The sequence below is a fragment of the Sorangium sp. So ce887 genome, assembly GCF_051521455.1.
Lineage (GTDB): Bacteria > Myxococcota_A > Polyangia > Polyangiales > Polyangiaceae > Sorangium.
In genome coordinates this window covers 4,336,317-4,352,087 of record NZ_CP150354.1, presented here as the reverse complement: position 1 = coordinate 4,352,087, position 15,771 = coordinate 4,336,317, and the positions used below count along the sequence as shown (strand labels likewise).

General features: G+C 71.0%; 10 protein-coding genes. 3 read left to right on the top strand and 7 right to left on the bottom strand.

The genetic code is table 11. The annotated features are described in order from the left end of the window. Positions 1 to 16: 16 nt before the first annotated feature. On the bottom strand, positions 17 to 2,290 hold the full coding sequence (locus tag WMF36_RS16185) for a type VI secretion system Vgr family protein (protein ID WP_437580504.1): 2,274 nt from the start codon (positions 2,288 to 2,290) through the stop codon (positions 17 to 19). Between the two features lie 27 nt (positions 2,291 to 2,317). Beyond that, positions 2,318 to 4,543 (bottom strand): type VI secretion system Vgr family protein, encoded by a 2,226-nt coding sequence (locus WMF36_RS16180; protein ID WP_437580503.1) that lies wholly within the window; start codon positions 4,541 to 4,543, stop codon positions 2,318 to 2,320. A 627-nt stretch (positions 4,544 to 5,170) separates the two neighbouring features. Here WMF36_RS16180 and WMF36_RS16175 point away from each other — a divergent pair. Continuing rightward, positions 5,171 to 6,073, top strand: a complete 903-nt coding sequence (locus tag WMF36_RS16175) for a hypothetical protein (protein ID WP_437580502.1) — start codon at positions 5,171 to 5,173, stop codon at positions 6,071 to 6,073. Positions 6,074 to 6,188: 115 nt separating this feature from the next. Here the strand turns inward: WMF36_RS16175 and WMF36_RS16170 are convergent, their stop codons facing one another. The 5 genes from WMF36_RS16170 to WMF36_RS16150 all read right to left on the bottom strand — a co-directional run bounded on the left by WMF36_RS16170 (position 6,189) and on the right by WMF36_RS16150 (position 11,349). Then, the gene (locus WMF36_RS16170) at positions 6,189 to 7,076 is read right to left on the bottom strand and encodes a hypothetical protein (RefSeq protein ID WP_437580501.1); all 888 of its coding nucleotides are present in this window, start codon (positions 7,074 to 7,076) and stop codon (positions 6,189 to 6,191) included. Between the two features lie 216 nt (positions 7,077 to 7,292). Beyond that, entirely contained in the window at positions 7,293 to 8,348 is a 1,056-nt protein-coding gene (locus WMF36_RS16165) for a beta-ketoacyl synthase N-terminal-like domain-containing protein (protein ID WP_437580500.1), read from the bottom strand. Next, complete coding sequence (locus tag WMF36_RS16160; protein ID WP_437580499.1) at positions 8,345 to 9,376, bottom strand: DUF2169 family type VI secretion system accessory protein; 1,032 nt, start codon at positions 9,374 to 9,376, stop codon at positions 8,345 to 8,347. The genes WMF36_RS16165 and WMF36_RS16160 overlap by 4 nt, the downstream gene beginning before the upstream one ends. Positions 9,377 to 9,427: 51 nt before the next feature. Next, positions 9,428 to 10,891, bottom strand: a complete 1,464-nt coding sequence (locus tag WMF36_RS16155) for a YkgJ family cysteine cluster protein (protein WP_437580498.1) — start codon at positions 10,889 to 10,891, stop codon at positions 9,428 to 9,430. 116 nt (positions 10,892 to 11,007) lie between these two features. After that, positions 11,008 to 11,349 (bottom strand): hypothetical protein, encoded by a 342-nt coding sequence (locus WMF36_RS16150; protein WP_437580497.1) that lies wholly within the window; start codon positions 11,347 to 11,349, stop codon positions 11,008 to 11,010. 463 nt (positions 11,350 to 11,812) lie between these two features. Here WMF36_RS16150 and WMF36_RS16145 point away from each other — a divergent pair, with 463 nt between their 5' ends. After that, positions 11,813 to 13,933 (top strand): rhamnogalacturonan lyase, encoded by a 2,121-nt coding sequence (locus WMF36_RS16145; protein WP_437580496.1) that lies wholly within the window; start codon positions 11,813 to 11,815, stop codon positions 13,931 to 13,933. 141 nt (positions 13,934 to 14,074) lie between these two features. Continuing rightward, positions 14,075 to 15,757, top strand: coding sequence for a DUF1588 domain-containing protein (locus WMF36_RS16140; protein ID WP_437580495.1), 1,683 nt, complete (start codon positions 14,075 to 14,077; stop codon positions 15,755 to 15,757). Positions 15,758 to 15,771: the final 14 nt, after the last annotated feature.

Here is a 15,771-nt window from a genome sequence, read left to right as displayed (position 1 = left end):
GTTCGCCTCCTGCTCCTCAGTTGTCGATCACCAGCGCGGCGGTGTCGGCGACGTCGCCGTCGAGCTTCGCGGACAGGCCGATGATCGCGACGCTCGCGGGCGTCAGCGACACGATCGACGCGCCCATGACCAGCGTGAGCGCGCCGGTCGCCTCGAAGACGACGTTGTTCGCCTTGACGATCTGCGCGCCCCCCGCGAGCTCGGTGTACGCGCCGAGCGAGCTCTCCACGCGATCCCCGTTGGCCACGTTGACGATCGCGCCGCCGACCTTCACGTTCATCGATCCGCCGACCTGGACGCCGCGCCCGGCCTTGACCGCAATCACCTTGGCGCCCGTCGCCGTCTCGCTCCGGTCGCCCTGCACCGTCACGGAGCGGTGGCCCAGCGTGAGCTCGACGAGCGCCGCGCCGACCTCGTGGTTGAAGGCGGCCAGGGTCTGGTCCGTGACCGAGCCGACCACGAGGTCGATCTGGTTGCCGGAGACGTTGAGCGTGCTGTCGCCGGTGACGTCGCGCTTGTGATCCCCGCCGACCTTCATGTCGCGGTTCCCGCCGATCGCGAGCGTGTGGTCGCCGCCGATGTCGTCCACGTGGAAGGTCTCCACCCTCATCGCTTGGTTGCCCGAGACCGAGATCTTCTGGTTGGCCCCGACGCTGCTCGTCATGCTGTTCGTGACGTTCGTCGTCTGGTCCGCGCCGATCTTCTTCGAGTGGTTGTTGCCGATCGACTCGGTGGCGTTGTTCTTCACCTCGGTGGACATGTCCTTCGAGGCGTTGATGAACATCTCCTCGCCGCCCTTCGTATCCGACATGCGAAGCTCGTTGCTGCTGCCCCCGCCCGGCGTCGTCGCCGTCTGGAGGGAGCTCTTCCCGGCCTCCTTCGGCAGCGCGTAGGGCGGCGGCGTGAGCGCGTTGTACAGGCGACCCATCACGAAGGGCCGGTCCGCGTCGCCCTCGACGTGGCGCACCGTGACCTCCCAGCCGACGCGCGGCAGCAGCATGGAGCCGCCGGTCGGCACCTGGCTCGTGCGGATCCAGCGGCTCGACGTGTCGTCCTTCTTGCCGGATCGATCCCAGTGGAAGGAGACCTTCACCTGCCCGCTCGCGTCCGTGTGGATCTCCTGCCCCGAGGGCCCGGTCGTCATCGCGGTCTGCGCGCCCGGGATGACCTGCTCGCGGGCGCGCCGCGGGGGGCTGTAGCGCGTGGTCCCGGTCGGTACGCCCCAGAACTCGCAGATGAAGCGCAGGTCGCGCGCGCCCTCCTGCACGGCGGCGCCGCCGGAGAGCTCGAAGTTCCGTGGCCGGCTGCCGGCGATGCGCGAGCGGACCACGAGGTACTCCTGGTTGAGCGGGTCGTAGGGGTGGCCGCCCACCGAGAAGCGCCGGCCCGGGAGCAGCGCGAGCGAGCCGGTCTCGCCGCGCACGACGTCGCGCTCGGCCTGCACGGCGTCGAGCAGCACCCTGGCGAGCCGCTCCGCCCCGCTCACGTCGGCGGTGCGCGCCGGATAGTCGTAGATCTCGAGCACGTGCTCCCCGGGGTCGCTCCCCTCGGCCGACGCCTCCAGCTTGAGCGACGGCTTCTCCGGGTTGTAATCGCGGACGAACACCTTGTCGCTCCGCACCGAGACCTCGCGGGAGAGGCGCACCACGCGATCCGCCGAGCCCTCCACGCCGAAGTCCTGGAAGAACGGCAGCGAGGTCGTACCCTCGATGTCCTCGAGGCCGGTCGGCGAATCGCTGAAGACGGCCACGTCCGACTCGTCCTTCGTGTGGATCGCGAAGTAGATCCCCTCCTCGGCGAGGAGGCGGTGGACGAAATCGAGGTCCCGCTCGCGGTACTGGACCGTGTAGACCCGCGCGGGGTGCGGCTCGGTCACGCGCCAGTCCTGCTGGCTCGCGGGCACGCCCGCGCTCTCCAGGACCTCCTTCGCGATGTCGACAGCGCTCTTCTCCTGGAAGATCCGGCAGTCGGCGCGCTGCGCCAGGTTCCATAGCGCCGGCGCGACGTGGACCCGCAGCGTGGGCACGTCGTCGGGGTCGGGCAGGAGCTCGGCGAGGACGATGGTCCCCGCGAAGGTGCGGGTCTGCGTGTCGTCGCTGCGCGACAGCGTGAACACCGCGCGCTTGCCGACGACCTCCTTCGGCCGCGGGAGCGCCGCCTCGTCGTCGAGCAGCTCGCATTCCAGGCGGGTGAGCTCCGAGAGCTGCTCGGTGAGCTCGAAGCGCAGCACCCGGTAGATCTTGCCCTCCACGCTGACGGCGGGGATGGCGAGGAGTTGATGTTCAGCCACTCTTCACCTCACAAACGCCCCTGGACCTCACGATCCGAGCTTCATCGACGCGCCCATCTTGACCACCAGCGCGCCCTTGACCGCGATCTTGGTCCCCTTGATCACGATGGGTCCGCCGCCGAGCTTGAGCTCGCTGCCACCGCCCTTGAAGGAGCCGACCGCGCCGAGGAGCGTGATGAGCGGCGCCTGCACCACGAGATCGCCGTTCAGCTTCTGGTAATGGAGACCGCCCACGAGGTTCGTGACGCCGGCCGCCACATGGGAGAGGGAGCCCTTCGTGAGGTGGAGCTCGGCCGCGAGCGACGTCTGGTCCTTGTTCGCCGAGATCTGCTCTCCGTGGCTGCCGTTGATGAGCTGCACCTTCACGGCGCCCACGGTCTCGGTCATGCCGCCGAGGACGTTGTCGTTGATGGAGGCCAGGCTGCCCGAGAGCTGCAGCGCGCCGACCTTGCGGCTCATGTCGCCGGTGATCGACTGCTCGATGCCGTTCGAGATCGTGATCTGGTTCCCGCTCACCGTGTAGGCGCGGTTGCCGGTGATCTTCTCGACGTAGTTGCTGATCGCGTTGGTCGTGTCGTTGCCGCCGATCGAGATGCTCTGGTTGCCCGTGATCTTGTGCGAGAGCACCGCGCCGACGTCGAGCGATTGATCGCCGGCCACGGAGATCGACTCATCGACCTTGACCGATCGGGAGCCGTTCACGCTGATGTGCTGCTCCTCGTTGACCGCGACCTCGTCGACCTTGTCATTCTTGACGGTGACGTTGAGGTCCTTCTGGGCGTGGACGCCGAAGCCCTGGCTCCCCGAGCTGTCGGACATGCCGATCTCGTTATGGCCGCCCGCGCCCGGCGACGACATGCTCTTGAGCGTCCCGGAGGCCTTGGCGGCGGGGAGCGCCTCGGGCGGCGTCTTCTCGGCGTTGTAGGTGCGCCCGAGGGCGAGCGGCCGGTCCGGGTCGCCGTCGAGGAAGGCGACGGAGACCTCCCAGCCGACGCGGGGGAGGACCATCGAGCCGCCCATCGCGACCTGCGAGACGCGCAGCCAGCAGCTCGCCGTGTGGTCTTGCTGGCCTTGCCGGTCCCAGAAGAAGCGGACCTTGATGCGGCCGTATTTGTCGACGTGGAGGGCCTGCTCCTGGGTGCTCGACCCCGTGACGACCGCGGTCTGGATGCCTCGGATACGCGGCCTCCGCGCGCGGCGCTCGGCCGCGAAGGGCGCGCCCTTGGGGACGCCGCGGAAATGGTTCTCGACGTCGTAGTTCGTCTCTCCGCCGGTGAGCGTCTGGTTGCCGCGCGAGCGCAGGTGGGTGACCACGAACTCGCCGTTCAGGCACGGCTCCGCGGCGCCCTCGACGAGGAACGGCTCGCCCACCTTGAGCCCGGAGGCGCGGCTCTCGCCCTCGCACACGTCGGCGTCGGCGGAGAGCTCGCGCATGCGGGCGTCGGCGCGGCGCGCGCCCACGCTCCCCTTGGTGAAGCCGGCGGGGTACTCGAAATAGGGCAGGTCGAGGGCCTCCTTGCGGGGCAGCGAGGACTCGGGCTTCACGTCGGGCTTCTCGAAATCGTAGTCCCGGAGAACTACGCGGTTCGTGCGCAGCGCGCGCGTCCTCGTGAGCTTGGCGAGCGGCACGCTCCCGGGGAGGCCGCCCTGCGCCATGCGGAAGAGCACCGGCGTCCCCTCAAAGGCCGCGAAGGAGGCGGGGTCGTCGGTGATGATCATCGTGTGCCCGTCGGCCTCGTGCCGGAAATAGTAGAAGAGGCCGTTGTCCTCGAGGAGGCGTGAGACGAAGTTGAGGTGCGACTCGCGGTACTGGACGATGAACTCGCGCGGCTCGTACTCCTTCGCGTTCCGCCACTCGACCTTGTCGCCGAAGCCCGCCTCCTCGAGGACCGTCTGCACGACCTGGACGACGCTCTTCTCCTGGAAGATGCGGCACCCCTCGCGGTGCGCGAGCGCCGCGAGGGCGGGCCGCAGGCGGACATCGAACTGGCGGGCCTCGCCCACGATGCGCGCGAAGCCGGCGCGGTCGACGATGCCGTCGAACAGGCGCTCCTTGCCGGCCGTGTCGACGACGCGCAGGCAGAGGCGGCTGCGCAGGCAGTCCTCGACCCGGAAGGCGGCGTCCATCGTCGCGAAGCGCACCTCGACCGTGTACGGGGTCGAGACGGCCTCGACGGCCTCGAAGCCGGTCACGGCGGTGTCCGCGGGGATCTTGTCGCCCTCGAGGGAGAAGGTGGCGAAGGTGGCGGCCATCGGGGTCATGGTAAGCGATCGGCGGGCGGCGCCAAGCCCCGCGCTGGGCCGCGGCGCGGAACCGACGCAGGGAAAGCGGCGTGGGGTCGGATTTTTCGGCGCTCAGACTCGGGTTTCGCCCTTTTTGTGGCCTATGGAAAGCCTTGGTTTTGAGCAACGACATGAGCATTGAGCACGTAATGTTCACGTCGCGGATCACCCGACCCCGCCGGCTGCGAGCTCGGGAGCGGGATATCGATGGGCTCGCCCGCGACCTCGATTCGGCAGCACCTCGGCCACGCTGCGTGGAAACGGCCGCGCTTGCGGGGGCTGCGGGGGCCGCGGCGGTTGAACAGCGCAACAGCGTCGGGTAGCCTCGATCTCAACCCGATGCCACCCCGAAATTCTGATACGGGTACGCGGTCTCCGTCGCCGTCTCTGGCCGGCGCGACGCGGCAACCCCATCCAGCGACCGTGGTGCAGCAGAGACCCTCCCCCCCTGCAACAGCGGGCCAGCCTCGCGCCGCGACGGGCGCGCAAACACCTCCTCCGGCCACCGCCGCCCGCTCACCGCGCCCTCCCCACCCGGCGACGGTCGCCCAGCCGGCGGCGGGCGCGAGGCGTCCCCCGCACCCCGCGACCGTCGGGGTGGCGCAGAAGCAAACCGCTCTCCGGGGGCCCGCGCGGCCGCTCCCCCATCCAGCCACCGTCGCGCAGGCGCGCCCGGCGTTCGGGCGAGCGGCAAACGACGGTCCGGGCGCGCGCGGCGACGCGGCCGAGCCCGCGGTCGCGCAGCCCATCGGCCTCGCCGTCGGCGGCCTCGCCGTCGCGGTAGGCGCTGGCTACCTGCTCTACAGGTGGTTCACCGGGAGCCGGTGGGTCCAGGGCGTGAGAACGGAGCGGCTCGGCGTCGCCGTCCCCGGCGCGCTCGCGAACGCGATGGCCGGGGCCACCGCCGCCGAGATCCGGCAGAACCTCGTGGGGCTCACCACGGTGCGGCTGCCGGCGTACATCGATGGGCTGTCGGCGTACAACGGCCAGTTCAACGGAGCCAATTACCTCAGGACGAACAATTGGGCCAGCGGCGGAGCCGCGGACCCTCTTACCGGCCTCCGCACCCTGGACGACGTGGCCGTGAGGGCCTTTTTCATCGCGGTCTTCGAGAAGGTGAGGGTCATGACCGCCTCCCGGTTCTCGAGGGCAGACCTGTTTCACGGTCACATCAACCTGTGGAACGGCGACGTCATCATCGTGTTCCACGCGAAGGAGTACCCGTCGGACCTGGAGCCGAACAAGTCGCAGTTCGCGGCGCAGATCGAGGGGATCCCCGCGTTCAACAGGCACGATCCCGCGTTCAGGTTCAGGAACGCCGTGTACTCGTTCAACCGGAATGAGGTCGACTCCCTCGACACGCCGAACGTCGGCGCGCACCCGGTGTACGGCGCCTTGATCCGCGACGGCTACACGCTGGCGGAGGAGCGGATGGGCACGCCGGTCGCGGGGATCAACTACTTCCCGGGCGAGAGTCCGGCTCTGCTCTTCCTGAAATAACGAACGCCGCGCACTCCCCGGGGATGAGCGCGTCGAGGTTGTCCGGCCGGAAGATCCGGCCCGCGGCGTCGAGCGCGAAGCGGTCGACGTTCGACCGAGACGAGTCTTGCCGGTACTACGACCCGCGATGACGACGACGGTAGCGATCGTCCTCGTAATCGGCGTGTTTTCCCCAGATGTACACGTGGCTCGTCACAAGCTCTTCGCGGGTGGGGGCCGGGAGCGTTGCCAAGAGATCGGCGTCCAGCGCCTCCGGGCTCGTGATTCGGGCCGTGCCGCCCCCGTCGAGGGCCTGCGTGGCGGCGAGGACGATCCCCTCGGTCGTGTCGGAGACCACGTCGGTGCCGCGCTTGAACCCCGGGATATCGAGCTCCACCGCGTGCAGGCCCGGCCCGATCCACGCCCGCGTGGCGCCGCGCGAGGCAGGCGCGAAGGAGGCGAGCCCCAGCTCGCGCGCGATCGCCTCGCCGGCGAGGCTCGACGTCTCGAGGCGCGGGCGAGGCATCGCAAGCGGGCGCATGAACGCCACGACGAAGCCGTCCAGGAGCGCCAGCACCTCCCAGTAATGGCGCACGTCCTCGAAGGCGAGCGCGAGGTATTCCGGGCCGTCAATGTGGCTGCCGTAGTAGACGCGCCCATCGAGCGCGAGCCAGAGCCGCGGGTCGTGTACCAGCCACACGGGAAGCAACCACGACGACGCATCCCGCGGGTCGGCGCGCAGCCCATAGCTCTGCAGGTCGTCGCGGAGCCACGGCGCGTCCCCGCGCAGGTAGCGCAGCGACGCGTGCACGCCGAAGACGCCGTTCGGAGGATGGCTGAACCCGCCCACCGCCTCTTCTGCGCGGACCACCGCCTCGGAGCAGGGCCACCCCATGGCGGAGAGCTCGCGCTGCAGATCGTCGCGCGGGACGGTCCACTCCGCGAGGCGGCGCAGGTCGAGCCGCTCCAGCAGCTCCCGGGCCAGCGCGCTCAGCTCGTTCGAATTGCCTTTTTGCTCGACCATGGAGATCAGCTCCACCTCATCGATATCGTTTGCGAGGTCCGAGGTAATTGGGTAACGGCGGGGTATAGTTGGTCATGCTACCCCTGCCGTCCGCGTTGTCGTATCCGGGTTGCACGGACGATGTCGCGGGAGCTCCCCAGCGCCCTTGAAGGTGATCCGCAGCCGACCGCGCCGTGGCACATCGCCCCCCAGCCAGCGCCTCCGCCGCGCTCGCCGTCAGCCCGGCGCCACGACCACCATCGCCGCGCGCTCCCCGCCGTCGCTCCCCGCGACGGAGACCGCGCACGGGTGCGGCGCGAACCCGCGCGTGAAACCCTCCGACACGATGGCGAGGTGCAGCGGCATGGCCGCGGCGCCGAGATGGCCTATCCGCTGGGCGGGGCTCTCCACCTGCTGCGGGTCGCAGAAGAGGTGCTGTGTGCGCACCGAGGCGGCCTGGAGCTCGAAATGGCGGAACGTCTCGAACGTCAGGTCGGTGAGCATCCAGCCGGCGCGCAGCCCGCGCTCGGACAGCGGCGCGAGCGCGGAGCGGAGCGCGGCGGTGAGGCCCGCGGCCTGGAATGCGGATTCATCGTTGTCCGGGCGCGCCCGCTCGTGCGCTGTCGCCACGCCGACGATCTGCCCCTGATCGCGGAGGAGCGCGCGGCGCGCGACGTCGGGGCGCATGAGCACCACGAACGCCGCGCACTCCCCGGGGATGAGCGCGTCGAGGTTGTCCGGCCGGAAGATCCGGCCCGCGGCGTCGAGCGCGGCGATGCGCGCGGGATCGTAGTCGGTGTGCACGCCGCCGAGCAGCGCCGCGTCGATCGCGCCACGCCCGAGCGCGTCGCACAGCTCCGGCAGCACGAACCCCGCCGCGGCGGGGCCGCGCGTCGAGACCTTGACCGCGAGATCCGGCGCGCTCGCCTGCGCCCGCGCGGCGAGCTCGGCGGCGAGCCACTGCGCCGGGGCCTCACCCCCAGGCGGCCGCTGCCCGAGGTGCTCGTCCAGGCACAGGGTCATCTGCATCCGCAGCCCCCGCGCCGCGGGGCCGAGCTTCTCGAGCGCCTCGCCGAGCGCGCGCGCCGCGAGCAGGGCGGCGCGCGGCGCCCCCGTGACGAGCGGATCGAGCGTGGGGAGGAAGCACATCGTGACCGGCTCGCCCGTCCCGTCCACGAGCGGCGCCTCGCGCATGGCCGCGGCCGCGGCGCGGTGCGAGAAGGCGCTGTCGATCGAGCGCAGCCCGACGGGCGTGACCGCGCCCGCGGCCACCATGACGGCGAGGGGCCTCACGCTCGCCCCCGCTCGCGCACGATCACGCGCGCGTCCTTCATCCGCCGCGGCGCCTTGACGTGCGCGCGCCAGACCATCTCGACGGCCACCGGCTTCTGCGGGCCGGTGGCGTAGAGATCGACAAGCACCGTGTCGAGGTGGGGCGCGAAGCCGACCGGCGCGCGGTCCTTCACCTGGAACTCGATCTCCACCTGCACCCGCGGGAGCTCGAAGCTGAGCGCCCCGTCGGGCGTCAGGTTGAGCACCCGCACCGGCTCGCCGCCCGCGAGCGGCGGATCCGCGATCAGGCCCGGCGAGGCGCAGAGGTTGTAGCGAGGGTCGAAGTCCTCGGGCAGCAGCGGCGCGCGGAGCTCTCGCCAGGTCGCGTCGTAGGTCCCGGCGTACCGGCGGCGCGGCTCCCAGTGCCGGCCGACGACCCCGATCCCCGCGGGCGGCGGCGCGGTCTTCGCGGTCCGGATCGGGTACGCAGGGTCCTCGATGTTCGGCGCCGGCTGATGGGTGAGCGATGCCGGCGCGCGCGTGACGCCCATGCCGATCGGGTTGCGCGGCTCCTCGACGAGCGCCGCGGGATCCTCGTCGTCCCTCCCGCCCCAGGCGTGGTCGTAGCGCATGTCGATCTCCTCGATCGGCGCCGGCGCGGTGAGGCCGGCGCCCTTGTCCACCCAGAGCCGCCTGCCGAACACGACGAGCGACTTCCGGAGCGGGCCGATCTCGACGCGCACGTCGAAGGAAGGCACCGCCCTGCCGCTCGGCGCGCACGCCCGGGCCACGAAGATCACGTCGGTGGCCGGCTTGAAGAGGCACACGTCCGCCGGGTACGCGATGCTCTCCGGCTTGTCCTCCTCCCAGGGCAGATCGGCGAAGCGGACCCCCCGCGCGCGCTCGGGCGGCGACAGCTCGAAGCCGCCGTCTTCCTGGAGCTCGAAGCTCGCCTTGACGATGGCGACAAGCTTCTCGCCGTCCCGATCGACGAGGAGCTGCGGGTGCACGGCGAAGTCCGTCTTGTTGTCGAGCGGGGGCTGGTCCATCGCGGGCGCATTATCGACAAGATCGGCGGCCGTGTCTCTCCAGCGGCGCGATCATCGCGCCCCGGCCATCTCGACGGCATAGGCGTCGAGCCCGTGGCCGCGCAGCATCGCCTCGACGAGGGCGAGCGGCTCGGCGCAGGCCGGATCGTCCGCGTCCGCCCCGGCGACGATCACCGGCAGCGCCCGGGCCACGACGAGCCGCACCGCGCGATCGCGCAGCGCGAGCGAGAGCGGCAGCGCCCCGAGCAGGCGGTGGCCGTGCAGCGCCGCGCGGAGGTAGAAGCGCTCGCGGTCGGGGGCGCGCGCGGGCGCGAGGAGCAGCGCGCCGAGCAGGTCGGGCTCGGCCAGCGCGAGGGTCGCGGCCGCGATCCACCGGGTGGCGCGCCGGGCGAGGTCTCGCTCGCTGCGCCAGGCGGCGTCCTCGCGCGCCCGCCGCGCCGCGCGCCCGTGGAGCGCGGCGAGCCACGGCCCGAGCGCCGCCGGATCCAGCGCCTCGGGCCGCTCGAAGCGCGCGATGGCCCCACCCGTGAGCCCCTCGGCCTCGACGGCGTCGGCGAGCGCAAAGAGGCCCGCGGCCACGTCGGGAGGCGGCGCCGCCGCGGCGAGCCGCCGCGACCACGCGACGAGCTCGGCCCGCGCCGCGGTCGCGCCGGGCGCCACCGCCGGGCGATCCGGCAGCCGCGCGACGTCGATGCGCCCGTCCAGATCGCCCCGCACCCGCAGCCGCGGATCGAGCAGCGGAGCGCCGCCGGGGCGGCCCGCGCTGGCCAGCACGCAGGCGCACTCCACGGCGACCGAGACCCGCACCGACTCGCCGTCGTCGACGAAGCTGGCCGGGAAGGTCCGGCACCCGAGCGGCTTGGCCTCGGGGCCGCCGAGCGCGTGGAGCGCGCAGCGCCCCTCGCCCTCCAGGTAGGCGCACCGGCCGTCCCGCATCGCCACCACCGACGCCGCGCACGGCCACGTCCCGCGCTCCGGCATGAAGGCCAGCTCGTGCCGGGCGCCGCCGCTCAGCACATCGGGCCGCAGCGCCCGCGCCCGGGCCGCCTCCTCGGGGTCGAAGAGGATCGAGGCGTAGATCCGGCAGCAGCTCCCGCGGCCGTCGCAGTGCAGGCTGAAATCGGGCAGCACCTCCAGCGGGCGCTCGCGGGCATCGCGCTCCTCCGGCGCGGGCGCGGGCGACGCGGGCGCCCCCTCCGCCGGCGCCGACCGCGCCGCGTCCTCGCCGGTGTCGTCGGCCTCGAGCAGGCCCGCGGCGTGGAGCTGCGCGAGGAAGGCCTGCACCGCGGGCACGCGCGCGTGCGCGCCCTCGCGGGCGGCCGCGATCGCGATGCCCTCGACGTCGCGCGTCCCGTCGGCCGCGGAGACCAGGGCCCACTCCCGCGGGCCGAGCTGGAGCAGCTGCCCGGAGCGGAGGTCGTGCAGGATGACGCGCTCGTCCTCGCCGACGAGGTGGCGCCGCGCGAGCACGTGGGCGGCGAGGCGAGGGCGCGCCGGCAGCGTGTTCGGGCTCACCCGGGCACGCTAGCCGACGCCGGCGGCCGCGCGCCACCGAAACGAGGCGCGCCGGCCGCCGCCTTCGCCGCCCTGCCCGCGATGGCCCGATGGGAGCGGCGGCCGGGCCGGTGTCCTCAGCGCACGATCCAGCGCCGCAGCGTGCGCGGGTGGGCGAAGTGGAAGCGAGGGGGCAGCGCGTCGCCCAGGGCGCGGAGCGCGTCCCAGGCGAGCGCGGCGATCCAGGCGCAGAGCGCGAGCGGTCCTTGACGAAACCCCGGGCGGTCGGGCCGGCCGCGCTCGGGGCAACCGCTCGCAGAGGTATCGATCCACAGGTCGTGGACGCCGATTCGGTGGCCCTGCTCGTGGTGCTGGCGAGTGCGGTACTCGTGCAGCAGCTCCAGGGCCGGCGTCGTGTTGTCGTGCAAGACGAAGAGCGCGTGCCAGCGGTCCTTGCCCTTCATCGCGTGCTCGCGCACGACAACGGTACGGAGGGGATCTTGAACTTGCGCGTGAAGCGCGCGACGAGGTGCTCATCGAGGCTCAGTGTCACCCTGCGGTGGCGCAGCGCGCCCCATGACTCGGTGCATTCGCCTGGGTCGTCGCCGTGTCCGTCGCCATCGTCCCCTCCTCAGCACGGCAGCCGCGCTCGCCTCGTCTCCACGACGATTCCACCCGGTCACAACATTCCACTCCTGCCGTTCCTTCGGGGTGCGCCACAAGAAAAGCGAATGGACGCCTCAGAGTGGTGACCGAAAGCCAGCACCTCATCCAACATACCCGTCGAGCTCTGGAAACGATGATCTCGGGCGTTCCGTAGCGGGGGCTCAGCGGCCCCTCGGTCGCGGAGTGATCCGCGACCAGCTCAAGCACGCCAGGCTCCGGCGGCGCCGGCGTCGGCGTTCAGCTTCTTCTCGATTGGCTTGAAAGGCGAGTATTGTAATGAGAGACATTGCTTACGGGACCCTGGCCCTGGTCGTGGCGGGAGCCCTGAGTGCGTGCAGCGGGGCCGAGTTGGGTGATGACGGTTCCGGTGGCGCTCCGAATGAAGGCGGCGCGTCGGGGCCGACGTCCAGCGGCGCGTCGGGGCAGGCGTCCAGCGGCTCGTCTGGGCAGGCGTCCAGCGGCTCGTCGGGGCAGGCGTCCAGCGGCTCGTCGGGGCAGACATCCAGCGGCTCGTCGGGGCAGACATCCAGCGGCGCGTCGGCGCAGGCGTCCAGCGGCGCGTCGGGCGATGGATCATCCGGCACGGGCGGCACCAACAATCCAGGCGAGTCAGTCTGCGGAGTGACGCCGGCCGCCGCGACTGGCCACGTCACGCTGGAGAACCTGTGCCGCGGCGTGGTGGCCGTGCGCTCGGGCGAAGGCAACTTCATCAGCTGGCGGTTGATGGGCTACGAAAATCCCGGGATCGGGTTCAACATCTACCGCGACGGCACCAAGGTGAACGACACTCCCATCACCGACTCGACCAACTACTTCGACTCGGGGGCCCCCGGAGGCGCGAAGTACACCGTCCGCGCCGTGATCGACGGCGCCGAGCAGGGCGACTCGGCCAACACGCGTGACGGGGACTCGGGCACACCCACGTGGGAACGAAACTACCTGACCATCCCGCTCCAGACGCCCAACAATTACGACGCCGGGGACGCCTCTCCCGGCGATCTCGACGGCGACGGCGACTACGAGCTCGTGGTCAAGGAGCAGAACAGCCCGCGCGATCCGTCGCAAGACGGCCGCACCGGTCAGGCCAAGCTCGCGGCCTACGACACCGACGGCACCTTCTTGTGGCGCATCGACCTGGGCATCAACATCCGCGAGAGCGAGCACACCACGCAGTTCGTCGTGTACGACCTGGACGGCGATGGTCGCGCTGAGATCGCCGTCAAGACCGCGCCCGGCACGCGCGATGGGAAGGGAGCGTTTCTGCACACCGGTCCCGCCGCCGACGATGACGACTCGCGAGACTATCGAAACGGGGCGGGCAAGATCTTGAGCGGGCCGGAATATCTCACGATCTTCAGCGGCGTCGACGGCTCGGAGCTCGCGACCATCGCGTACCACGCCCCCATCACGAGCGGCAGCTTCGGCGACAACAACGGCAACCGCTCGGATCGCTACAACGCCACGCTGGCGTTCCTCGATGAGTCGGGCCAACCGAGCGTCGTCATGCAGCGGGGCTACTACGCCCGAACGACGTTCGGAGCGTACAACTACCGCGACGGCAAGCTGAGCCTGATGTGGAGCTTCGATTCGTCCGCGAACGGCAACGGTGCCTACGCCGGCAAGGGCGTTCACAGCGTCATGGCGGCGGATACGGACGGCGACTTGAGGCAGGAGATCATCCCCGGTGCCGCGACGATCGGCCCCGACGGCAAGGGCAAGTGCGCCGTCGACTTCTACGGACACGGTGACGCGCTCCACATCACCGACCTGGTCCCCGCGCGCCCCGGGATCGAGGTGTTTCAGCCAACCGAAGCTGGCGGCGTACCCGGGTACTTCGTTCGAGATGCGGAGACCTGCGAGGTCCTGTGGCGCGGACCCAACAGCGACGGCGAGGGGCCGGGCCGCGGCGCTGCCGGCGACATCACTCCCGACAACCCCGGAGGTGAGGCTTGGACCAACACCGCCGGCATGTTCAATGCGGCCGACGGTCGCAACATCGGCTCCCGTCCCCGCCAGGTGAACTTCCTGATCTGGTGGGACGGCGACGAGAGTCGCGAGCTGCTCGACGGCAACACCGTCACGAACTTCGACGACGAAGGTCGGGGCTTCACCGCGAACGGCTGCACCTCGATCAACGGCAGCAAATCGGTGCCGACACTCAGTGCGGATCTGTTCGGGGACTGGCGCGAGGAAGTCGTGTTCCTGTGTGGCAACAGCCTGCGCATCTACACCACCGACCAGATCACCGAACGCCGCATTTACACGCTGATGCACGATCCGCAGTACCGTGCCAACGTCTCGGCGCAAAACGCGAGCTACAACCAGCCGCCGCACACCAGCTTCCACATCGGCGGCGGCATGAGGGAGCCCCCCAGACCCAACATCACGGTGCGGTGATGCCGTCGTGCCGTCGTGCGGCCGGAGCGCTGCCGTCAGCGGCTTCGCTCCGCCGCATCGACGGGCTGAGGCTACGATGCGCGGCGGCAGAGGGGCGGAAACGGTGTCAATCGACGCCGCGTGCCCATGTGGAGGTCCGATATGAGTCTTCGATCTCTTGGCTGGATCTGCGGTTTAGGTTTATGGGCGCTCGCCTGCACCGGGCAGCTCGGCGATCCGTCCTCGGACACGGCGAGCGGCGGAACCGGCAGCGACGTTCCCGCGCCGCAGGCCGACGGCAGCTTGCCGTACGCGGCGCCGCAGCCCGCCTCCGCGGCGCTGCGCGCCCGCACGTGGCTGCTCACCCCGGAGGAATACGGTCGCTCCGTACAGAGCGTGCTCGGCGTGCCGGTCGACGTTTCCGACATGGAGCCCGTGCCGGACAACGGCGTCTATCCGAACATGTCCACCAGCGGGCTCGTCCGCGCGACCCTGGCCGAGCAGTACGCGGCCAAGGCCGAAGCCGCTGTGCTCGCGCTCAGCGATCAGCAGCTCCGCGCGTTGATCCCGTGCGGCAAGGTGGACGCGACGTGCAAGGCGGACTTCCTGCGTGCGGCGGTCAGCAAGGCGTTCCGGCGGCCCGCGACGGAGGAGGACCTGACCCATTACGGCGAAGTCTTCGATCTCGCCGCCGAGTCCGGGGATCCGGCGCTGCCGTTCCGCTGGGCGCTGAAGGGAGTGCTGAGCTCGCCCTATTTCCTGTACCGGACCGAGATCGGCGCGCCGAGCGACGAGGCGAACGCCGCGTTCCGGCTGACGAACCACGAGATCGCGACCTTCCTTTCGTACAGCGCGCTCGGCGCGCCGCCCTCTGCGACGCTGGTCGCCGCCGCCGATCGCGGTGAGCTGGCCGATCCCGCGCTGCTCCCGGGTCACATCGAGCAGCTGCTCTCGACGCCGGGCGCCACCGACCAGCTCGGTCATTTCCTCGTCCAGTGGTTGCGGTTGCACACGTTCGAGGCCGAGGTGGAGAAGTTCGAGGACGTGTTCCCCGGCTTCGCGGAGGTGAAGGCGGCGATGTTCGCCGAGACGCAGAGCTTCCTCCGTACGAACGGAGGCATGGAGAGCTCGATCGCGAGCCTGTTCACGGCGCCTGTGACCCAGGCCGATCCCGCGCTCTCGGCGTTCTATCGCAGCGACGCCTCGGGCGCGACGGACACCACGCGGAGCGGCCTGCTCTCGCTCGGCTCCGTGCTCGCCAAGACAGCCAAGCAGTACCTCACGTCTCCGACGCTCCGCGGCCTGTTCATCCGCGATCAGCTGCTGTGCCAGCACATCACGTTGCCCGAGAATTTCACGCCGCCGCCGATCGAAGAGAGCGAGCAGCGCATGGCCCCGAAGACCACGCGCGAGCTGTACGAGACGCACGCCGCGCAGTCGGCCTGCAAGGCCTGCCACGCGCTGACCGACAACGTCGGCTACATGCTCGAGAACTTCGACGGCGCGGGCCGCTATCGGACGCTCGAGCAGTACACGAGCCCGTCGCTCACCGCGCCCGTGGCCGGGCCGCAGCCGATCAACGCGGCGGGCCGGCTGCTCAACACCGACGTCGACGGCGAGTACGACAGCGCCGCCGAGCTGGGGGAAGCGCTGTCGCGCAGCTCCTGGGTCCGCGAGTGCGTGGCGCGGCAAGCCTTCCGCTTCTATTTCGGCCAGGCCGAGTCTGCGCGCGGTATTCCGCCGGTCGCGCTGGGCACGGCGGCGCTGAATCGCACCGGTCTCCTGCGCGACCTGCTCGTGGCGCTCCTCTCTTCGCCGAGCACGGTGGAGCGCGTGCGCGAATAGCTCCGACCCATCGA